At 38.6% G+C, this 20,818-nt stretch carries 19 protein-coding genes, 1 tRNA gene and 1 other RNA gene; 15 read left to right on the top strand and 6 right to left on the bottom strand.

The genetic code is table 11. The annotated features are described in order from the left end of the window. Positions 1-140 precede the first annotated feature (140 nt). The 7 genes from rpsR (at position 141) to dacB (ending at position 6,624) form a co-directional block, all read left to right on the top strand. Positions 141-377 carry a 30S ribosomal protein S18 gene (gene rpsR, locus A1D18_RS03930; protein ID WP_071662506.1) on the top strand — a complete coding sequence of 79 codons (237 nt, stop codon included), beginning with the start codon at positions 141-143 and terminating at the stop codon, positions 375-377. Positions 378-423: 46 nt separating this feature from the next. Continuing rightward, positions 424-1,350, top strand: a complete 927-nt coding sequence (locus A1D18_RS03925) for a DUF2232 domain-containing protein (protein WP_143750424.1) — start codon at positions 424-426, stop codon at positions 1,348-1,350. Positions 1,351-1,391: 41 nt separating this feature from the next. Next, positions 1,392-1,844, top strand: a complete 453-nt coding sequence (gene rplI, locus A1D18_RS03920) for a 50S ribosomal protein L9 (RefSeq protein WP_071662504.1) — start codon at positions 1,392-1,394, stop codon at positions 1,842-1,844. Between the two features lie 322 nt (positions 1,845-2,166). Continuing rightward, positions 2,167-3,531, top strand: a complete 1,365-nt coding sequence (gene dnaB / locus A1D18_RS03915) for a replicative DNA helicase (protein ID WP_071662503.1) — start codon at positions 2,167-2,169, stop codon at positions 3,529-3,531. Then, a complete protein-coding gene (alr, locus tag A1D18_RS03910; RefSeq protein WP_071662502.1) occupies positions 3,528-4,634 on the top strand; it encodes an alanine racemase in 1,107 nt (368 codons plus the stop codon). The genes dnaB and alr overlap by 4 nt, the downstream gene beginning before the upstream one ends. Further along, positions 4,612-5,022 (top strand): hypothetical protein, encoded by a 411-nt coding sequence (locus A1D18_RS03905; protein WP_143750423.1) that lies wholly within the window; start codon positions 4,612-4,614, stop codon positions 5,020-5,022. Before alr ends, A1D18_RS03905 begins: the two co-directional genes overlap by 23 nt. Positions 5,023-5,163: 141 nt before the next feature. Then, complete coding sequence (gene dacB, locus A1D18_RS03900; protein ID WP_071662500.1) at positions 5,164-6,624, top strand: D-alanyl-D-alanine carboxypeptidase/D-alanyl-D-alanine endopeptidase; 1,461 nt, start codon at positions 5,164-5,166, stop codon at positions 6,622-6,624. A gap of 15 nt (positions 6,625-6,639) precedes the next feature. On the opposite strand, the gene A1D18_RS03895 is transcribed toward dacB, so the two are convergent. Further along, positions 6,640-7,227 carry a 5-formyltetrahydrofolate cyclo-ligase gene (locus tag A1D18_RS03895; protein ID WP_071662499.1) on the bottom strand — a complete coding sequence of 196 codons (588 nt, stop codon included), beginning with the start codon at positions 7,225-7,227 and terminating at the stop codon, positions 6,640-6,642. A 17-nt stretch (positions 7,228-7,244) separates the two neighbouring features. Next, positions 7,245-7,443, bottom strand: a non-coding RNA gene (gene ssrS / locus A1D18_RS03890) — 6S RNA. A 212-nt stretch (positions 7,444-7,655) separates the two neighbouring features. Here ssrS and A1D18_RS03885 point away from each other — a divergent pair. Genes A1D18_RS03885 through A1D18_RS03865 form a run of 5 tightly spaced genes read left to right on the top strand, consistent with a single transcriptional unit; the run spans position 7,656 to position 13,721 of the window. Next, on the top strand, positions 7,656-8,234 hold the full coding sequence (locus tag A1D18_RS03885) for a UPF0149 family protein (protein ID WP_071662498.1): 579 nt from the start codon (positions 7,656-7,658) through the stop codon (positions 8,232-8,234). A 25-nt stretch (positions 8,235-8,259) separates the two neighbouring features. Then, complete coding sequence (pepP, locus tag A1D18_RS03880) at positions 8,260-9,558, top strand: Xaa-Pro aminopeptidase (RefSeq protein ID WP_071662497.1); 1,299 nt, start codon at positions 8,260-8,262, stop codon at positions 9,556-9,558. After that, complete coding sequence (locus A1D18_RS03875) at positions 9,555-10,814, top strand: FAD-dependent monooxygenase (RefSeq protein ID WP_071662496.1); 1,260 nt, start codon at positions 9,555-9,557, stop codon at positions 10,812-10,814. Before pepP ends, A1D18_RS03875 begins: the two co-directional genes overlap by 4 nt. A 1-nt stretch (position 10,815) precedes the next feature. Beyond that, complete coding sequence (locus A1D18_RS03870; RefSeq protein WP_071662495.1) at positions 10,816-12,522, top strand: NAD-dependent malic enzyme; 1,707 nt, start codon at positions 10,816-10,818, stop codon at positions 12,520-12,522. Next, positions 12,519-13,721: a UbiH/UbiF/VisC/COQ6 family ubiquinone biosynthesis hydroxylase gene (locus A1D18_RS03865; RefSeq protein ID WP_071662494.1), complete on the top strand. Its 1,203-nt coding sequence runs from the start codon at positions 12,519-12,521 to the stop codon at positions 13,719-13,721. Before A1D18_RS03870 ends, A1D18_RS03865 begins: the two co-directional genes overlap by 4 nt. On the opposite strand, the gene A1D18_RS03860 is transcribed toward A1D18_RS03865, so the two are convergent. Then, a complete protein-coding gene (locus tag A1D18_RS03860) occupies positions 13,711-14,142 on the bottom strand; it encodes a hypothetical protein (RefSeq protein ID WP_071662493.1) in 432 nt (143 codons plus the stop codon). The genes A1D18_RS03865 and A1D18_RS03860 overlap by 11 nt on opposite strands. Positions 14,143-14,223: 81 nt before the next feature. Here A1D18_RS03860 and gmhB point away from each other — a divergent pair, with 81 nt between their 5' ends. Beyond that, positions 14,224-14,796: a D-glycero-beta-D-manno-heptose 1,7-bisphosphate 7-phosphatase gene (gene gmhB / locus A1D18_RS03855; protein ID WP_071662492.1), complete on the top strand. Its 573-nt coding sequence runs from the start codon at positions 14,224-14,226 to the stop codon at positions 14,794-14,796. Next, positions 14,789-16,177: a DNA repair protein RadA gene (radA, locus tag A1D18_RS03850; RefSeq protein ID WP_071662491.1), complete on the top strand. Its 1,389-nt coding sequence runs from the start codon at positions 14,789-14,791 to the stop codon at positions 16,175-16,177. Before gmhB ends, radA begins: the two co-directional genes overlap by 8 nt. 47 nt (positions 16,178-16,224) lie before the next feature. Here the strand turns inward: radA and A1D18_RS03845 are convergent. The 3 genes from A1D18_RS03845 to fis all read right to left on the bottom strand — a co-directional run bounded on the left by A1D18_RS03845 (position 16,225) and on the right by fis (position 18,738). Beyond that, positions 16,225-16,301, bottom strand: a tRNA-Met gene (locus A1D18_RS03845). Between the two features lie 214 nt (positions 16,302-16,515). Further along, positions 16,516-18,387 carry a DUF3413 domain-containing protein gene (locus tag A1D18_RS03840; protein ID WP_071662490.1) on the bottom strand — a complete coding sequence of 624 codons (1,872 nt, stop codon included), beginning with the start codon at positions 18,385-18,387 and terminating at the stop codon, positions 16,516-16,518. Positions 18,388-18,450: 63 nt separating this feature from the next. Beyond that, complete coding sequence (gene fis, locus A1D18_RS03835; RefSeq protein ID WP_084028721.1) at positions 18,451-18,738, bottom strand: DNA-binding transcriptional regulator Fis; 288 nt, start codon at positions 18,736-18,738, stop codon at positions 18,451-18,453. Between the two features lie 396 nt (positions 18,739-19,134). On the opposite strand from fis, the gene dsbD reads away from it, so the two are divergent. Then, on the top strand, positions 19,135-20,784 hold the full coding sequence (gene dsbD, locus A1D18_RS03830) for a protein-disulfide reductase DsbD (RefSeq protein ID WP_084028720.1): 1,650 nt from the start codon (positions 19,135-19,137) through the stop codon (positions 20,782-20,784). Positions 20,785-20,818: the final 34 nt, after the last annotated feature.

Here is a 20,818-nt window from a genome sequence, read left to right as displayed (position 1 = left end):
TTCCAGAGATTCCAGAGATTCCAGAGATTCCAGAGATTCCAGAGATTCCAGAGATTCCAGAGAGACTGAAGTTGAAGGAAGAGCGGTGTAACCTTGTAATATTAATTATCAGCTTTTAATTATTAGGATGAATAGATTTTATGAACAATTATCAAAATAGACGCCGTAAGCATTGCCGAATTTCTGCTGAAGGTATGCAGGTCGATTATAAAGATCTCCCTCTTTTAAAAAATCATTTGACGGAGACCGCTAAAATAGTTCCCAGTCGCACAACAGGAACTACCGCTAGCGTTCAACGTAAATTGACGCAAGCGATTAAACGCGCACGGTTTTTAGGATTACTTCCTTATTGTGATAAACATCAAAACATGGGTTAATGTTTTGAGATAGGCTAAAAATGATGAGAACCATGAGGATTGCGAATTGAGCGGCAACATAGAAAAAAATTCAAGTTCGACAAGTCCAAGAGGTATACTGCATCGTTTTGCAAGCTATGTGATGCGTGGCCGCCGACAGGCCGTCATAGTAGGACTACTTTTTACTATTCTTCCTTTGTTCGGATGGGTGAGTAATGTCATTGTTTCTTTAGTTACCTTACGTAAGGGCGCTAAAGAAGGGGTTATCGTATTATTATGGGTTATTTTACCGGCCGTTGTTGTCGCTAGTTTAGGTAATCGTTTAATTATTTTATATGGAATTATTGGCGGCAGTTTATTTACGTATGTGTTAGCCTTAATTTTACGTCAAACACAGAGTTGGAAAGCTGTATTAACAACCAGTCTGTTGCTCGGTTTATTAGCAGTGCTCTTAGTGCATTTATGGATACCACATATCAATGAGGTATGGTCAAATCAGTTCGAGCATTATGCCACATTAGTTAAAAATCAATTTAATGTCGCTATTAACACAGCACATTTTCAATTTTTTGCTAAGTTTGCTACTGGTTTTCAAGTCGCATTTATTTCCTTGTCGGTACTTATTAATTTAATACTTGCACGAGGGTTGCAGTCAATGCTATATAATCCGGGCCAGTTTCGACTGGAATTAAAAAGTGTCCGGCTGAGTCTATGGGAAGTACTCCTTCTTTTAGGGATAGGTATATTAAGTTTCCTAGGAATAGTATTAGCGCAAGATGTCTTACCTGTTGTGGGATTAATTTTTGTATTAGCAGGGTTAAGTGTTTTTCATGCGGTGGCGGATTTAAGAAACGTGGCTAATAAATGGATTTTTCTATTTTATGTACTATTGGTAGTTTTTTTTCCTTATGTAGCCACTGCACTGATACTATTCGCAGTTATCGATAGCTGGGTTAATTTACGCTATCGGTTAAGAATAGAGAGTAACAGTTGATACATAAAGAGTTAACAAGTGAATTTTGAGGTTTATTTTTCATGGCACAAGTAATTTTATTAGAAAAAATACATTCTTTAGGTGATTTAGGGGATCAAGTGACGGTGCGTAACGGTTATGCGCGAAATTATTTATACCCTGAAAACAAGGCGGTACCTGCTAATAAGGAAACTATCGCTGAATTCAAAATGAAGCGTGCTGAATTAGAGAAAGTCGCACAAGAAAAATTAGACGTCGCGGAAACGCGTGCCGCGGCTATCAATGATTTAGCATTAACCATACCGGTTAAGTCAGCAGAAGAAGGTCGTTTATATGGTTCTATTGGTATTTCTGAATTAGTCCGTGCAGCAAATGCTGCAGGTGTCACACTTGAAAAGAGTGAAATTCGCTTACCTAATGGTCCGTTACGTCAATTGGGTGAACATGAAGTCACTGTGCAATTACACAGTGATGTTATCGCAATATTGAAAGTAAATGTTGTTGCAGAAGAATAATTATTTATCCAACAAAATTTCGACAGGCCGCTTTATATTACTTACAGCTGGCTAATATAACAAGGATGTTGTATTTTGAACGATAAGTCCTATTATACTCATAGCAATTGATTTTTTCGCAAGACTGCGAAAATAAAAAAGCAACTGAAGCGTATTGACAACCATGAGGATTGCGAGTTAAGCAGCAACCCAGATAAAAATTCAAGTGCTAAGAGTATCTTTATAGGAATAAATACAGCACTTTACTAACTTCTGTAAAAGATTTAATTTAAACTAGCAACAAGGATTTTTTTGTTAGTTTATGGTTTAGGCAATTCTTGCTATGCAAAAAACCGATCATCTTAAGTTACCTCCACATTCACTTGAAGCCGAGCAATCGGTTTTAGGTGGATTAATGCTGGATAATCAAGCATGGGATAGAGTTGCAGACAGATTAAAAGAAAAAGATTTTTATCTGTTATCACATCGTATCTTATTTCGTACGATTGTTAGTTTTGCCAATCATGCGAAGCCTTTTGATGTAGTCACTCTTACAGATGCTTTAAAAAGCTCGAATCAATTGATAGAAATAGGCGGCGATCTTTATTTATTTGAATTGGTGCGCAATACACCCAGTGCTGCCAATATCGTCGCTTATGCCGATATCGTACGAGAACGTTCAATTTTACGCCAATTGATTGGTATCGCTTCTGAAATCACTGAAAATGCTTTCATGCCAGAAGGACGTTCGATCACTGAACTGGTAGACGAAGCGGAGCGAAAAGTATTTCAGATTTCTGATCAAGGCACACGTGGGAGTGGTCCACTTAGAATTAGCGATTTTTTGGCAAAAGCGGTCGATAGAATTGATATCTTGTTTCATTCCGATCAAGTGATCACGGGACTCTCCACTGCTTATAAAGATTTAGACGAAATGACATCGGGGTTACAACCCGCTGATCTCGTGATTGTTGCAGGCCGACCGTCAATGGGAAAAACAACATTTGCCATGAATATTGCAGAACATGCAGCAATACAAGGGGATAAACCCGTATTGATTTTTAGCATGGAAATGCCAGGTCAGGCATTAGCGATGCGTATGATGTCGTCATTAGGACGAATTGATCAGCATAAAATACGGACAGGAAAATTAAGTGATGAAGATTGGCCTCGTGTCACTTCAGCAGTCAGCATGTTATCAGAAGCAAAGATGTTTATTGATGATACGGCAGCGTTAAGTCCTGGAGAAGTTCGTGCGCGTGCACGAAGAGTGGCTAAAGAGCAAGGCGCATTAGGATTAATTGTTATCGATTATATCCAATTAATGCAAGTACCAGGTTCTAAGGAAAACCGCACGACAGAAATATCCGAAATTTCGCGCAGTTTAAAAGCTTTAGCTAAAGAATTGGATGTGCCTATTATCGCATTGTCGCAGTTAAACCGTAGTTTAGAACAACGTGCCGATAAAAGACCGGTGATGTCTGATTTACGGGATTCAGGTGCGATTGAACAAGATGCCGATTTGATTATTTTTATTTATCGTGACGAAGTTTATAATGAAGGCAGCCCAGATAAAGGTAGCGCAGAAATTATTATTGCTAAACAGCGTAATGGACCTACCGGTAAGGTGCGACTGACCTTCTTAGGAAAATATACTCGTTTTGAAAATTTTGCTCCGCAACGTTATCATGCTGAGAATTATGCATGAGCAGACCCTTTACTGTAGAACTTGATTTAGGTGCACTACGTCATAATGTTAAACGCATACGTGAAATTGCACCACAATCCCAATTATTGGCTATGGTTAAGGCGAATGCGTATGGGCATGGTTTACTTTCTATCGCAAAAGCACTAAGCGATGTCGAGGGTTTCGGTGTTTCCTGTTCAGAAGAAGCATTGTATTTACGTCAGGCAGGATTAAAGCAACGGATAGTTTTAATGGAAGGCTTGTTTTCCAAGGATGAAATTCCTTTATTAACTGATTATGAGTTAGATACCGTCATACATGATTGCAATCAGCTAAATTGGTTGAGCGAACATCCATTACCCGCCACTATTAACGTATGGTTAAAAATAAATACCGGAATGAATCGTTTAGGGTTTTCACCGAATGATTTTGAAGCTGTTTTAGAAAAGCTCCATCACTGTTCTTGGCTAAATATTGTTTGTGTGATGACACATTTTTCAAGTGCCGATAAACCAGAGGATACAACGACTAAAAACCAAATAAAACGCTTTGATCAGGTTCTTAAAGAATGCCAATTTCCAACCAGTTTAGCTAACTCTGCTGCGATTTTAGCTTTTCCTAAAGTTCATGCCGACTGGGTGCGCCCAGGATTAATGCTCTATGGTGTGTCACCTTTTCCAGAATCATCAGGCGTACAGTATGCGCTTAAACCGGTAATGACTTTAAAATCTGAAATTATTTCAATTCATCAATTAGAACCAGGCGATAGAGTCGGATATGGAGGAACATGGATCGCTCCTAAACCATTACGTGTAGGAATTGTGGCTATAGGATATGGCGATGGCTATCCACATCGAGCTGAAAGTGGGACCCCTATTTTGGTGAATGGCAAACTCAGTGAATTGATAGGTCAAGTTTCTATGGATATGTTGACAGTTAATTTGTCGAATCAATGGGATGCTAAGATAGGCGATCCTGTGGTGCTATGGGGAACGGGTTTACCTATTGAGCAAATAGCAGAAAGCACGTCATCTTTTCGTTTCGAATTATTATGTGGCATTAATCGAGGACAGTTAGTCCGTACGCGTATTGAGGAAATAAATGATGCAAAAAAAAATCATTAAATGTTTATTCATTGGGACGTTTATTTTAAATTTGACAGCCTGTGCAAGTCATCACGTACAGATACCGCAAACACCAGTAGAACCGCAGTTAGATAATAGTAAGGATATTTTTGTTGATCCTTCTATTGCGCATTTTATGGGAAATACGGATCATAGTAAGTTGAAAAATTTAGTAGCCACTGCGCAACCTACGCAGTTTATCAGTTGGACTAGCGATACTACGGGTGCTCGATTTGTATTTACTAGTAAAGAAATTTTCGTTAATCCTGAAGGACAAGGATGTAGAGATTATGAAATAAAGTTAATTCGAGGTTTCTTTGATCCCCCTTCTTTTAACTACATAGCCTGCCGGAATAGCCAAGGAGTATGGCAAGTTATCAGTCATTAATAAACTCTACGCATTTGAATTTTTGTCTGTGTTATTGCTTGATTTGCAATCTGCCTCGTGACACTGGGCAAAAATCCAATCACTGTGAGTCTATTCAAGCCTTAATAATGAATGCTTTGAGCTTCACCAAATAGATTCCACATGAAAAAGAAAAAATATGGGTTGTTAAACTATTTATTGATATTTTTTTATTTTGTTTGTGCGACAGTACTGGCTAATGAAGAGAATATTCAAAGTTCAGAGCTAATGGTTGATTTGACCCATCCTAAGATCCTTTATGCTAAGAATGAGCAATTACGTTTAATTCCCGCATCGGTAACGAAACTTTTTATTGCTGCGAGTGTATTAACGCACTGGGGAGATCGACATACTTTTTCGACGCAAGTTTATATAAGAGGACACATTAAAGCGGGCATATTATACGGAGATTTAGTTTTTTATGGTTTGGGTGATCCTGAATTCACTAATGAAAAGATTTGGAGCTTAATAAATAATCTACAACACATAGGTTTAAATAAAATAACAGGTTATTTAATCGTTAACACCTCTTATTTTGGTAAGGTTATTCTAAACGATCCCGATCGAATCCTAGCAAAAACTCATTCAAGTGTAGCCTATAATGGTTTACTTACTTCATCAGGTACAAATTTTGGAAACATCGCCGTTACTATTTCACCGGGTTTGAAAGTAGGTGATGCCGCAATAGTAAAAATTATACCCTATGCTTTAGATAATGTCGTCCTTAAAGGCAGTGTGCACACGATTTCTGGAAAAAATAATACTATTCAACTTAATCGAGTTACACAGAATAAAAAAGAAATTTTAATAATTTCCGGTCAATTAGGTGTACTAAGTAAACCATTAACGCTTTATCGTTCTGTCGGCGATCCCAATTTAACTACTGCAAATTTATTAGTAGCCTTTTTAAAAAAATCGGGTATCAGTTTAAAGGGTCACGTAAAGGTTGAATCAAGGCCTTTATTGCCCACTGATAGATTGTTAACCCAATTAGACAGTGATCCACTGATTCATTCTTTGCAGGACATGCTATTTTATAGTAATAATTATATAGCCGATACGTTGATGCTGGACTTATGGCGAGACAGTCAAACGAAATTAGTTGCATCAGTAGAATTGAGTGATGCGACACAATTACTTTTTAATAACTATAAACCGATGGTGGCAAACACTCATTTTCTTATTAAGAATGCGGGTGGTTTACCCCTCTTCAAAAATGCGAGCGGATTAACCCCATTAAATCGTGTTTCGGCCCAAGATCTTATTATTCTGTTAGAAGGGATGTATAAAAATAAACGTGATTTTCCGATATATTATGGAAGCTTAGTTGTGCCAGGACAACAAAAAATTTGGCGTGGGATGATGACTGCGCAGCATCCTTGGATGCAATGGTCAAGTTTTAAAACAGGCCATATAAGTATACCAAAATCGGTGTATACCATTGCCGGTTATTTTAGATTGCAAAATGGTGACTTAGGTGCGTTTGCAGTCTTGTTTAATGCACCACCGGAAAAGGATAAAAATGGAAGCTTGTTTAAACAATTCAGCCAACATTTAGATCATTTATTTCAAATGTATTCGTAGAGAAACAAAAATGGTTCATTTAACCTGACTAAAGTAAATTTGTTTTTCAGTCATAATGGCATTTAAAGGAACATCCCAGCTTCTTTCATTGAAAGAAGCTAACTTTTGCCACTCATAGGCAAGGCCAAGTAAAAAAGGCCGTATCGATTGAGGTGAATGTAATAAAAAAGCAAAGCTTCGATCATAAAAACCCGCACCCATTCCTAAGCGTTGACCTTTTTCGGTAAAGCCTACCAGAGGAACTAAGACTAAATCGATAGCGTCAGGCGCAATGCAAGCATCTAAAGATAAAGGAGGTTCAGGAATATTAAATCGATTTTTTTTTAACAACGTATCCGCTTGATAAGCACAGAATATTAATTGCTGTCCTTGTAAAATGGGTAAATAGCAAGTTTGCTTATTGTGCCAGGCTTTTTGAATGAGTGCTGAGGGATCAATTTCCTGTTGAATGGCTATATAGCTGGCGATCGTTCGGCTTTGTAAAAATAGTGGATGATGACTTAACCGTTCGGTAATGATAGCAGAAGCTATTTTTTGTTCGTTTAAAGTAAGGTTGGCTCGCTGCTGTTGTAATTTCTTACGAGATAATTGGCGAGTATCCATAGCTTCCTATGATATTAAAAATATCTGACTCAGCTCGTTTCCTGATCCTGGGATGCAGGTGGGATTAAGTCTATCTACTTTAGGCTTCTTGTTAGGGTGTGTGCCATCATCGCTGAATGACGACACACCCTGCAAGCATGCACACCGTAAATAAATCAACTATCCCTGACTTTATGAAAGTATCGATCGAAAAACTATCGACTGAGTCAGATACTTGAATAGTATAATCTATTTTAAGCGCTTACTGTCTATTAATTAAAAAATTTAACGTTAAGTCTTAATGCAAAATTGGCGCCAAATAAAGAAAATACCTTACATTATGACGGGCTTTATGCGGATTTTATTTTTGTTAAGGTTTGCTTAGCTGTATTAACACTGCTTAGAATGGTAATATAGTTAAGACTTACTTTCTTTAAAAGAGTACGCCCATGCAAACTCAGGCTAAAGCCCCTGCTTTCGATGATTTTTACCATTTATTGACGCAAGCAGAAGTAGCTACTTCTCCAGCGGAAATACATGGTATGTTATGCGGCTTTGTATGTGTGGGCCCTAAACTTAACGGCGGCTTTTTGATCGATATTTTGCTAAAGCGCTTGGGTACTAGGCCTCCCTTTATGCTGGGATCGCAAGGTGCCATTGTGGGCTTGTATGATGCGGCCTGTCGTCAGTTAAGTGGCTTGCAAGCGTTTCAATTATTGTTGCCGGATGAACAACATGAATTAGAAGAACGTGCTGAAGCCTTAAGCTTGTGGTGTGAGGGTTTTTTATATGGGTTAGGCTTAGGGGGGAGCTCTATTGAAGATGAGACACCGGATGTTATACACGAAGCCTTGTATTGTATTGCCGAGATTGCCAAGCTTGAAATTAACCATTTAGAAGTAACTGAACTTGATAAACTGGCTTATGATGAAGCAATCGAGTTTATTACTCATGCTATCCCTTTGATTTATGAAGAGTTAATTCGTTACTCAGTAGAAGGAAGTACAGGCTCTATGTATCTTCATTAAAAAGACCATCTACTGCTAATGATCTATGTTTAATCTTTTGGAATTACAGCATCGGCGCAAGCAATTATTATCCCAAATACAGAGCGATGAGCTTATTGTTTTAATGGCAGCGCCAGAATCTATACGGAATGGCGATGTACTGTATCCGTATCGCCAAAACAGCGATTTTTACTATTTAACTGCATTTCCTGAACCTGAGGCGATAGCGCTACTCATACCTGATAATACTAAATTTGGTAGGTTTATTTTATTCAATCGTCCAGAGGACTCAGCCGCTGCGATTTGGAATGGTGAACGTATTGGCCAAATACGAGCTTGTGAAGAATTCGGGGTGGATGAAGCTTATCCTATCGATCAATTTGAAGTGAATTTTCCTAAATATTTAAGTCGTGTTTGCTATCATCTTTGGGATGAAAAACTGCACAACCCAATTTTAGAACGAATTAATAAGTTATTAGCGCGCTTAAAAAAAACTCCGGTGGAGTATGCTAAAAAATTAGTTAATACAGTTCATGAAATGCGACTTAGAAAAAGTCCAACTGAATTGGATAGCTTGCGCCAGGCGGCCCATATTTCCAGTAAAGCTCATCAGCGAGCAATGCAAGCGTGTCGGCCAGGTGTATATGAATATCAATTAGAAGCAGAATTACTCTATGAATTTTACCAACAAGGGAGCCAAGCCTTAGCTTATCCTAATATTGTTGCAAGTGGAGCAAATAGTTGCATTTTACACTACATGGAAAATCGTGCTCAGTTAAAATCGGGTGATTTAGTATTAATTGATGCCGGGTGCGAATATCAACACTATGCCTCCGATATTACTCGAACTTTTCCAGTCAATGGTCGTTTTAGTTCAGAACAAAAAGCTATTTATCAAATTGTATTAAAAGCTCAGCAAGCGATCCTAGCGTTGATAAAACCAGGTGTTGCATGGAACAAGTTACAGAAAATCTGTGTAGAGTGTATAACGCAAGGTTTAGTAGATTTGGGTTTATTGAAAGGGAATGTTAGTGATCTCATTCAACAAAAAAGTTATCAAAAATTTTATATGCACGGTTGTAGTCATTGGTTAGGTTTAGATGTCCATGATGTGGGTTGTTATCGAGTAGAAAAAAAATGGCGCAGTTTAGAACCGGAAATGGTTTTCACGGTAGAGCCCGGTATTTACATCAGTCCAGCACCGAGTATTGATAAAAAATGGTGGAATATTGGTATCCGTATTGAAGATGATGTACGAGTGACTCATGACGCCTGTGAAGTGTTGACATCTCAAACACCCAAAGATATCGCTGACATTGAAAATATAATGCGAACCTCCTCATGAAACAGGATTACGATATTCTCATCGTGGGTGCGGGAATCATAGGAAGTAGTCTCGCTTTAGCTTTATCCTCTTTACCATTACGGATCGCGCTGATCGAACAATCCTCTTTTAAGTCCCTCGATGAGGCTTTACCTGCACAAAGTAAGCCTATCGCTTTGAATTTGGCAAGTCTACGTATTTTACAGACATTAAATGTATGGACTGCTTTAGAAATGTATGCAAATCCGATTAATAGCGTGCATATTTCGCAGCAGGCTTGTTTTGCTCAATCGAGAATGAATGCAAAAGAGTTGGGTGTTCCACAATTAGGTGCCGTTATTCCTGCGGATCGTTTGGGATATGAATTAACTAAGGCTTTGCTTCAGGCTGGGGCTAGCAAAAGGGCGCAAGGGAGTTTAGATCTGTATAATCCTGCTCTCTGTGAATCAATCAACCAACATGAAGGGGTTTGGCAGGTTGTATTCAGTCATCTTCAAAACGAAAAAAAAATTATTTATCCACGTTTAATTATTGCTGCGGATGGGACACACTCTACTGTCCGCAGTTTGCTGAAAATTGGTTTAAACATTAGGCCTACTTCGGAGGCCGCTTTGACGACATTCATTGATATTAGTCGCCATCATCGACATATTGCCTATCAACGTTTTACGAAACAAGGCATTATTGCTTGTTTACCTTTGCTGGCTAATAAAATAGGCTTAGTTTGGACTTCAGAACCGAAAACGATTGAAGCCTTACAAAATTTAACGGCGTCAGAGTTTTTGGAGAATTTACAACAACATTTTTCTTATCGTTTTGGTAAGCTATTACACTATACTCCACCACAGACTTATCCTTTAAAAAGTTGTATTTCAGCAACTCAAGCGCAAGCAGGGTTGATCCTATTAGGAAATGCCGCGCATACTTTACTTCCGATTGCCGCCCAAGGTCTAAATTTAGGTTTACAAGATATGGCTGAATGCGTAGATTTGATAGTACATGCTTTGCAACAACATAAAGATTTGGCTGATGCGAGTTTGGCTCAATCGTATCTCAATGCACGTTTGACGGCACAGCGACAAATCATCCGATTTACCGAGCGATTGACGCGATTGCAGCCCCGTTTCGGGCCGTTGACTTTCATTTACAATAATGGTCTATTAGCAATGGATTTACTTCCACGTTGTAAAAGAAATTTGTCTCGCCGCTTAATGGGCATTCATGGCCGACTTCCCGGTTTGACTCGTGGTTTAACTTTACAAAAAGAAGAATATTAGTATGCCAAAATTTAGATCCATCATTGATAAAAAAAATGCTAAGGTTCTTTACCTGGAAACTAACGCGTTGGGTTCAGCGTTATTAACTACCGCTAAGTTAAATAAAGGTACCGCATTTACTGAATCAGAACGGCAACAATTGGGATTACGGGGTAAGTTACCGTATAGTATTGAAAGTTTGCAGCAACAAGAATTACGTGTTTATCAACAATTTTTAAAAAAAGAAAATAATTTAGAAAAGCATCTTTATCTACGTAGTTTGCATAATACGAATGAGGTGTTGTTTTATAAATTAGTGAGTCAACATTTAACTGAAATGTTGCCTATTTTGTATACGCCGACGGTTGGAAAAGCCGTTGAGCAATTTAGCCATGAATTCCAGCAACCAAGAGGTTTGTATATCGCTTATCCAAATAGAGATCATATTGATGAAATCCTGGAAAATCGTTTGAATTCCGAAGTGGATATTATCGTGATGACGGATGGCGAAGGGGTATTAGGTATTGGCGATCAAGGGGTTGGTGGAATGGATATCTGTATTGTAAAATTGATGGTTTATGTTTTGTGTGCGGGCATTCATCCCAATCGGTTATTACCTATTCAAATCGATGTCGGAACTAACAATGAACAATTACTGAATGATCCGATGTATTTGGGCTGGCGTCATCCACGCTTAGCGGGTCAAAAATATGATGATATGGTAGAAAACATAGTCTCAGCGATACAACGAAAATTACCTCGAGCTTATTTACATTGGGAAGACTTTGGTCGGGAAAATGCTAGGCGTAATTTAGAACGCTATCATGACCAAATGTGTACTTTTAATGATGATATGCAAGGAACGGGTGTGGTGACTTTGGTTGCACTTTTATCTGCTATCCATCGGACTAAAATTCCTTTAACTGAACAGCGTGTTGTTATTGTGGGTGCTGGAACAGCAGGCACCGGGATTGCTGACCAACTCTGTGCAGGGATGGTACGACAAGGTCTATCTAGAGAAGAAGCCTTATCACGATTTTATTTGGTAGGTCGACATGGTTTGATACATGATGCAACGTCGGGGCTGACTATTTTTCAAAAACCCTATGCACAACATTTGATGGGTGAAACAGTCACTACGTTACAATTGTATGATGTGGTGAAACAATTTAAACCCACGGTATTAATCGGTTGCTCTGGTCAAGGTGGAATTTTCACTGAAGCGATTGTTAAAACTATGGCTGCACAGGTCGAAGATCCTATTATTTTTCCTTTATCCAATCCTACTGAGAAATCAGAAGCCACTCCGGATGATTTACTCAATTGGACAGAAGGACGTGCGCTCATTGCGACGGGTAGTCCTTTTGGTCAAGTTGATTTTAAAGGTGAAAAAATATCAATTGCACAGTGTAATAATGCCCTTATTTATCCAGGAATAGGTTTGGGTGTCGTCATAGCTCAAGCGACGCATTTGAGCGAGGGAATGCTTTGGGAAGCATCTAAAGCCTTAAGTCGTTTTGTTAGCCAAACTTCCGATACAAAAAATGCATTATTACCTAATTTTGAAGACATACATGCGATTAGTCGCTGTATTGGGCTCGCTGTAGCAACTCAAGCGCGCCAGGAAGGATTAGCAAAAATTTCGGAGTCGATTGATTTAGCTGAAGAAATCGATCGTCAATTTTGGTATCCGGAATATGTTACTTATCAATATTCTGAGTCATTATGACTTTAGAAGTACAAACTGATTATGATATCGTTATTGTTGGCGGAGGTATTGTTGGCTTAACACTGGCTTGTCACTTAAAGGATCAAGATTTAAAGATCGCCCTAATAAATAAAGAGACTTCTCCTAATATATCCTCAAGTCTTACTTCTCAACTTCGCGTTATTGCTATTACTTTGGGTTCGCAGCATTATTTGCAAGAACTGAATGTTTGGCAGCGGTTCAACAGAAAACACGATGCGCCGTTCCGTAGTATGCAAGTATGGGAATCTGGACAAGCAGCCCATCTTTTTTTTGATAGTGCGGATATCGGTCAAGCCAGTTTAGGTTATATCGTCAAGAATTATGATTTAGAACAAGCACTACACACACAAGCAAAAACGAATAGTGAGTTGACTTGGTTTACACCGGATGCATTAGTCGATATGCAGATAGAAAAAAATCAAGTGGTAGTTACATTAGCGTCTGGAGCAGAAATAAGTACCCGTTTGCTAGTCGGTGCCGATGGGGAGCAATCTAAAGTTCGACAATGGGCTGATTTGCCAATTAAAGCGACTGATTATGTGCAGCGTGCACTCATTGCAACGGTACAAACTGAATTGACGCACGACCAGATAGCAAGACAGGTTTTTTTAGCGAATGGTCCTTTGGCTTTTTTACCTTTAAGAGATGCACATCAATGTTCCATTGTTTGGTCGAATACACCCGAAGAAATACGACGCTTGGAAGCGCTAAATGACGAACTTTTTTGTGGAGAATTAACCAAAGTTTTCGAACAGTGTTTAGGTCAAATTGCTTCGACAAGTCCACGTTTAAGTTATCCATTAAAAATCCAAGAATCAGAGCAGTACATAAAATCGAGTGTTGCTTTAATCGGTGATGCGGCGCATACACTACATCCCTTAGCGGGGCAGGGTGCAAATTTAGGTTTGGCTGATGCACAGTGTTTAGCAAAGGTGATCATCGAGGCAAAGCAGAAACATCGATCGATAAGTGCGTTTCATACTTTACGCCGTTATGAAAGAGAGCGTCGTTTTCATAATCGTGTCATGATGGGTGGTGTGGATAGCATTAAATATCTATTTGCCGCTAGCAATCCGATATTACAGAAAACGCGCCAGTACGGATTAGGTCTTATCAATAATCTAGCTTGTTTGAAAAATGTTATCACTCGTTATGCGATAGGGAATTTTAGCGGTTAAACCTGGGATCAGTCGTAAGCTTGATAGATTCAGCGGGTATATCGGGGTATTTCCAGTGAAGCATATTAAATATTTCATTAATATCTTTGAGCTTTTTTTCTATTTCCTTAATAAAATTATTTGGATTATTCTGAAAAAATTTTCGGGTTTGTTTATAAGATTCTATCGTCTTGTGTATCCCCTCAAATTGTTTCATAATCTGAGCTAATAGGATATCTTCAGTCGTTGTTTTGTTTTCAATATATCGCTTAACTACTTCTCGATTTGATTTTATAAATCCTATGATTTCTTCTTGTATTTCATCTTTTTTCAAGTGAATATGACGGGTTCTTGAGATATAGTTTTCTTTAATTTTTTCTTTTAGTTGCCAAGCGGTTAGAAACGCAGCATCTAATTCTTTTTCAGGTTGTGGTATGGCCATGGAAAATATACTGTAAACTTTAATGAAATATCTGAAAAGTATAAGTCTTTAATGTTAAGAGAGACTTAAAGGGAGTAAAAAATGGCTAAAAATGCTAAAAACTCTGCATTTATCATCCTGGATCGGGATGGCGTGATTAATTTTGAATCTAAGGACTACATCAAGACGCCTGAGGAGTGGTTACCTATTCCGGGGAGTTTAGAAGCCATTGCCTTATTAAGTCAGGCAGGTTACACCATCGCTGTGGCAACCAATCAATCGGGTGTAGGTCGAGGATTTTACACCGATGCTGATTTAATGGTTATCCATCAAAAAATGTTGAGCAGCATAAAAGCGCTGGGAGGTCAGGTGGATAAGGTTTTTTACTGCCCACACCTTCCTGACGATCAGTGTTGTTGTAGAAAGCCGGGTATCGGCTTATTTGAACAAATTGCTGATTATTATCAACTCGATTTAAGGGGCATTATCGCTATTGGTGATTCTCTGCGAGATATTAAAGCAGCTCTTAAAGTCGGTTGCCAACCTATTTTAGTGTTGACCGGTAATGGGGAACAAACCTTGTTAAATAATCGTGAACTAGCCGACGAAATTCCAGTTTTTCCTGATCTATTAAGCGCTGTGCGTCAATTATTACAGGAAAAACAGCATGTCTAAATCGAAACGCGTTTATAGTTGTCAATCCTGCGGAGGGCAGTTTTTACAATGGTCTGGGCAATGTGGTGAATGCCAAGCTTGGAATAGTATATTAGAAGAAAGTGCGCCTCTCTCCTCACACACTTTTCCCCGTGTTAAAGGTTATGCGGCGGCCGATGCAAAAATAACGGATTTAAACAGTATTCAATTCAGTGAGATAGAACGATTTTCGTCAAGGATAAAAGAGCTTGATAGAGTGCTGGGGGGAGGGATAGTCCCAGGTTCTGTGATACTCATGGGTGGCGATCCAGGCATCGGAAAATCTACTTTATTATTACAAAGTCTTTGTCAATTAAGTGAGCATCACGCGGTGCTTTATATAACAGGAGAAGAATCACTGCAGCAAGTAGCGTTACGTGCTCAGCGTTTAGGATTACCACAAAAGAAAATTCGCTTGCTCACTGAAACCCGAGTCGAAAGTATTTTAATGCATGCTTTACAAGAAAAGCCTCAAGTTTTAGTGATTGACTCGATCCAAACCATGCATACTGATTTACTTCAGTCTGCGCCGGGCGCAGTAGGTCAAGTTCGGGAAAGTGCTATGCAATTGACACGTTTAGCTAAGCAAACCGGTATCGCTTTATTTTTAGTGGGCCATGTCACTAAAGATGGAGTACTTGCAGGTCCTCGCGTTTTAGAACATATGGTTGATACAGTTTTATATTTTGAAGGTGAAGCCGATAGCCGACATCGTTTAATACGATCGGTTAAAAATCGTTTTGGTGCGGTGAATGAATTAGGCGTATTTGTCATGACCGAAAAAGGTTTGCGTGAAGTTAGCAATCCTTCAGCGATGTTATTGTCACGATCCGGTTTGCCGGTTTCAGGTAGTTTAGTGACGGCGACTTGGCAAGGCAGTCGCCCTTTACTGGTCGAAGTACAGGCCTTAGTTGATAACAGTCACTTAGGCAATCCACGTCGAGTGACCGTAGGATTAGAAGGTAATCGCTTAGCGATGTTGTTAGCGGTATTGCATCGGCATGCGGGGATTATGACGTATGATCAAGATGTTTTTATTAATGTGGTGGGTGGGGTGCGTTTATTAGAAACCAGTGCGGATTTACCGGTTTTATTAGCGGTGTTATCGAGCTTACGGGATAAACCTTTTCCAGAAGATTGTTTGGTATTTGGCGAGGTCGGTTTGTCCGGGGAAATCCGTCCAGTACCCAATGGTCAGGAACGTTTGCGTGATGCGGCGAAACACGGCTTTAAATCAGCGATTATTCCTAAAGCGAATAGGAGCAAGCAAGTGATTAATGGCATGACAGTATTTCCTGTTGCACAATTAACTGAAACCTTGGATATAGCACGGCAAATGGGTAGCGTAGAAAGAGTAAAATAGGTTATAGGGATAGGATTTTTTAATAACGTAGGATCCGGATTAGTTTTTGGTGGCTATGGGTGGGCTCGAACCACCGACCCCAGCATTATGAATGCTGTGCTCTAACCAACTGAGCTACATAGCCTAAACTTCTTCAACTTCGATCTACTTTGCTGTGCTCCTTTCTGCGCTACACAATTCCGCTTGAAAGCCGGCCCTGCGCATCCTGCTTCGAGCGTTCGCAAGGAAAAAGCGTTGCTTTTTCTTTTCTTGCTCACCCAACTGAGCTACATAGCCAAAGGCCGTCTATTGTGCTAAAGCCACACAGAGTCTGTCAAGTGATAAAAAATAGAAAAGGCTTAATTTTTATCTTTAACATAATAACGCTGAGTTAAAGCTAAAACGGCTAAGATATTTTTCACGGGTAATGATTCATTGGGCAGCATCTTAGCTTGTAGATTTTGGATTTGAAAATAACCTGAAGGGAAGAGAGTGATAATTTTTTTATTAGTTACCAGCCCTAAATTGGTATAACTATGAATTAATAAAAAAGGAGGAGGGGTCTTATTAAACAAAGATTGGCCTACACTGTAATCTGTTAAAGGGTTTTGCAAGCCAAAGATTCGATTTAGTAAAGTGGGTATCACATCGTAATGGCTCGTCATATGCTTTACCCGCATTGGTTTTTGTCCTGGCCAATGAATGATCAATGGGACTTGAGTTTGAAAATGAGTAAAATTACTGGCATGTCCCCAATAGCCGAGATGATTATCATTAAACTCATTACCATGATCTGCCGTAATAAGGACAAGTGTATTCTCTAATAAATGGCGTTTTTTAAGTAAAGCCAGATCTTGTCCTACCAGTTGGTCTATGTAGTATAAGGCATTTTTGTAACGATTATACGTAGGGTTTGGATTGGTATGATTCGTGTAAATGAGACGATCACAGACTGGGATGCTCGGTTGAAAAATAGACACTGGGCTATTACCAATACAGAAACTATGTGCTGCATCATAAAATAAAAAGCTAAAAAAAGGTGATGGGGTTTGCGTAATAAACTGCTTAAACTCTTTAGTAATTTGCTTATCTCTATCGTAAGGGGTATGCCCTATAGTTGAAGTGTTTAGATTTTTTACATCGACAAATACATTTTGGTTAAAGGGCGGTGCGATCAGCTCGGCGCTTGCAAAAATACCTATAGAGTAATTTTCTGCGAGTAGTTTATCCATAAACAAAGGGCTTTTATGTTGATTAATCGTGGCTGTCCAATAGGTAGCAGGTAAACTATAAAATAAAGAAAATAGACCGGGTTGAGTTCCATTTCCGCCACTGAAATGTTGTTGAAATTGCCAACCTTGCTGAGCAAAACGATAAATATTCGGCGTATTGACAGCATTCAACATATCGAAACGCCAACTATCGATCAGAATAAAGACAATATTAATTGGTTTTTTAACGGGCTTATAAATGAGCGGATGAAGTGGGTAGTCAAGTTTTTGATTAGCATGATTAATTTCGACAAAATCTGAACGATAAAGACTTTCTAATTCAGGCAGTGCTTGTTTGCCGGGTAATAATTTGGCTAAGACTTCATAATAAAGAGGTAGGGTGTAAGCTTGCTGGTTGAGTGCAAGTGCAGTGGAGTTTTTGATTAATAGTGCAAGCATATAATAGGAAAATAAAAGACAAGCTAGCATTGCAACAGGAAAGTGTAAGGTATAGGTTTTATGCCGCAATTTTTTCCATATGAATAGGGCTAAACCTATTTCGAAAGCAAATAATAAGCTGGTTAATAATCCTATCAATAGCCATTCTAGCCAGGAAATATCAAATATCTCATTAGCTTCACCGCCCGTTAGTAATTTCCAAATAACACCATTCAAATGGAAGTGGAATTGGCCAAATACAAATGTATCAATGCTAAGTAAATAAGCAAACAGGAAGCCTAGGATAACTGAAACAGAAAATATGAGTTTTTTTCTAGGACAAAGAATGGCAAGTAAGATGGGGATAATCGCAGCAATACAAGCAAATAAACCAAGTTGACCGAAAAATGCACTGAATAAAAACAAACACGCCAACAGTTGATTAGCGAGTGACGAAACAGATAAACGAAAGGGAATAATACTGGCAAGATAATGCAAGCCAATTCCCCAAAATAACAAGGCATTTCCAACGAAAAACCAAAATATCCAGTTAAAATAGATTTTTCTTGTTATTGAAGACATTTTTTTTCTTGTTGTTATTTTTTTTTATAATTGCACGAGAGGTTTATTTACTGGTCTTTTGATCTAGCAAAGGTCACATTGTTTGAGTTTTTTTCGTAAAGTACCACGACTGATACCTAACATTTTAGCTGCTTTGGTTTGGTTTCCGCGAGTTTGGCGTAATACCACTTCTAACATAGGGGATTCAACCTCGGCTAAAACAAGACCATAAAGATTAGAAGGTGAGTTTCCATCTAATTGTGAAAAGTAATTTTCTAAAGCCTGTTCGACATAAGTTTTTAGCGGCTGTTGAGGTGCGCCAGCGCTAGCCACCATAGGTAGAACAGGAAGTTGATCGAGTGCATTTTGCATATACATTATCCTTTGAGACTTGACTAGGTCAGAGGAGTTTCCATAATATAGTAGCTAAGAGGTTGCGACAAGCGTCTTTTGGCGGATTTTTTGAATTTCTTAGTCTCTAAGTAAGATTAAGGCCTAATTTTTCTTAAATATTTTACGAAATATTGTTTTTTTTTTGTGAGATTTTCCGCTGCATCGTCACACGTGAGGATGAGACACAAAGCATAGATTTTTCAACTATCGTAACGCAGTATACTTGAGTAGGTGAGTAACGAAACACAGAAAAACCACGCCTTTATGCCCCCTCGCCGTGTTAAATGACGATACCTCTTAGAAAAATTGCTTGGAAAAAAGATCTATTTAATATTAGTACTTGATACTCATAATTAACTTATAGGAAGAACTATTTTGTTTAATTTTATTAAGTTTTTAAAAGTTTTATTATTTAGTTTGAGTTTGGGTGTAGGAATATTAAATGCTTATGCCATGCAGCAGCCTTTACCCGTTGATCAGGTTTTTCAAGTTTCAGTGCAGCGTTTAAATAATAAAACGTTGGCGGCACGTTGGACTATCAAGCCTGGTTATTATCTTTATAAGAGTAAAATACATTTTGACAGTGCGCCTATACATATAAGGTCAGTGTTTTTTCCTAAGGGGATCGTTAAGCATAATCAATTTATTGGGAAATATGAAGTTTACCAAGGGCATGTGGTTACGTTATTAAAATTTATTAATCCTTTCCCCGATAAAAATCTTGATTTGGCAATCCACTATCAAGGTTGTGCCATAGCGGGTTTTTGTTATCCGCCTATAGTTAAACACATAAGCTTAACTTCTGCTGGAATGCCTATTACCGAAACTAATCAAAATAGCACAGACTTAAGCCAGAATTCTTTGACAAAAAATCAAGGTCAAGGAATTAAAAAAATGGCCAGCGAACAAAGTAAAATTTTAAGCTTATTAGCCAGTCATAATATTTTTTGGACACTGATTAGTTTCTTTGGGTTTGGTTTATTATTATCGCTGACTCCTTGTGTTTTGCCGTTGATTCCAGTGTTATCCGCTATCATTTTAGGTCAAAAGCAATTGACGACGGCTAAAGCGTTTAGTTTGTCAATAACTTACGTTCTGGCTATGGCACTTACTTATGCGGTAGCGGGTGTTTTTGCTGGTTTAGCAGGTAGTTATTTACAAGCATTTTTACAAAGTCCATGGGTTATTATTATTGTTTGTACGTTGTTTATTGCGCTCGCTTTTTCTTTATTTGGTTTCTATGAGTTACGCCTGCCTGCCAGTTGGCATGAAAAGCTGATTCATATCACGAATCGTCAACGAGGAGGTAATTATATTGGCGTAGCTTTGATGGGTTGTTTGTCCACGTTAGTTATTTCTCCGTGTGTCACCGCACCTTTAGTTGGCGTATTAACCTATATTGGCAATACCGGTAATGCCATACTGGGTGGACTTGCTTTATTTGTTTTGGGTTTGGGTTCAGGGGTGCCTTTATTAGTTATTGGAACTTCGGCAGGTAAATGGTTGCCTAAATCAGGGCCTTGGATGAATGGAATTAAAATTGTTTTAGGTATACTGATGTTGGTTATGGCGGCGTGGCTGCTTGCACGAATCATTCCCAGCAATTCCCGACCCTTTCGCCTACTTCATCCTAATCAAGTCGTAAGCGCTGAAACCAATAATTTTCAAACAATTAAAGGTATTTCTGGTTTAAGACACGCCTTAATACAAGCAAAACAACAGCATAAATTCGTGCTAGTCGATTTTTATGCGGATTGGTGTTTATCATGTAAGGAAATGGAACGGGTCGTCTTTACTGCACCACAAGTTAAATCCTTAATGTCACATTTTGTCTTGTTAAGAGCAGATGTCACTGCGAACGATCACCAAGATAGAGCCTTAGAACGTCAGTTTCATGTGATTGCCCCCCCTACTTTTTTATTTTTTGCACCGAATGGGCAAGAATTAACAGATTCTCGAATAGTTGGACAAGAAGAAAGTCAAACATTTGCGAATCATTTACGTCAGATTTTAGCGAGCAAATAGACTGATTCTATTCTGAAATAAAATACAATTCACC

Origin of the sequence: Candidatus Rickettsiella isopodorum, from assembly GCF_001881495.1 — a bacterium.
GTDB classification, from domain to species: Bacteria; Pseudomonadota; Gammaproteobacteria; order Diplorickettsiales; family Diplorickettsiaceae; genus Aquirickettsiella; species Aquirickettsiella isopodorum.
Note: the sequence above shows the minus strand (reverse complement) of the source record. Positions and strands in the feature narration are given on the sequence as shown.

Coding starts and splice junctions, on each gene's coding strand:
- A1D18_RS03840 (WP_071662490.1), bottom strand. CDS start 18,387: ATGTCTTCAATAACAAGAAAAATCTATTTTAACTGGATATTTTGGTTT.
- A1D18_RS03885 (WP_071662498.1), top strand. CDS start 7,656: ATGCAAACTCAGGCTAAAGCCCCTGCTTTCGATGATTTTTACCATTTA.
- rpsR (WP_071662506.1), top strand. CDS start 141: ATGAACAATTATCAAAATAGACGCCGTAAGCATTGCCGAATTTCTGCT.
- radA (WP_071662491.1), top strand. CDS start 14,789: ATGTCTAAATCGAAACGCGTTTATAGTTGTCAATCCTGCGGAGGGCAG.
- alr (WP_071662502.1), top strand. CDS start 3,528: ATGAGCAGACCCTTTACTGTAGAACTTGATTTAGGTGCACTACGTCAT.
- dacB (WP_071662500.1), top strand. CDS start 5,164: ATGAAAAAGAAAAAATATGGGTTGTTAAACTATTTATTGATATTTTTT.
- fis (WP_084028721.1), bottom strand. CDS start 18,738: ATGCAAAATGCACTCGATCAACTTCCTGTTCTACCTATGGTGGCTAGC.
- A1D18_RS03895 (WP_071662499.1), bottom strand. CDS start 7,227: ATGGATACTCGCCAATTATCTCGTAAGAAATTACAACAGCAGCGAGCC.
- A1D18_RS03860 (WP_071662493.1), bottom strand. CDS start 14,142: ATGGCCATACCACAACCTGAAAAAGAATTAGATGCTGCGTTTCTAACC.
- A1D18_RS03875 (WP_071662496.1), top strand. CDS start 9,555: ATGAAACAGGATTACGATATTCTCATCGTGGGTGCGGGAATCATAGGA.
- A1D18_RS03905 (WP_143750423.1), top strand. CDS start 4,612: ATGATGCAAAAAAAAATCATTAAATGTTTATTCATTGGGACGTTTATT.
- rplI (WP_071662504.1), top strand. CDS start 1,392: ATGGCACAAGTAATTTTATTAGAAAAAATACATTCTTTAGGTGATTTA.
- pepP (WP_071662497.1), top strand. CDS start 8,260: ATGTTTAATCTTTTGGAATTACAGCATCGGCGCAAGCAATTATTATCC.
- A1D18_RS03870 (WP_071662495.1), top strand. CDS start 10,816: ATGCCAAAATTTAGATCCATCATTGATAAAAAAAATGCTAAGGTTCTT.
- gmhB (WP_071662492.1), top strand. CDS start 14,224: ATGGCTAAAAATGCTAAAAACTCTGCATTTATCATCCTGGATCGGGAT.
- dnaB (WP_071662503.1), top strand. CDS start 2,167: ATGCAAAAAACCGATCATCTTAAGTTACCTCCACATTCACTTGAAGCC.
- A1D18_RS03865 (WP_071662494.1), top strand. CDS start 12,519: ATGACTTTAGAAGTACAAACTGATTATGATATCGTTATTGTTGGCGGA.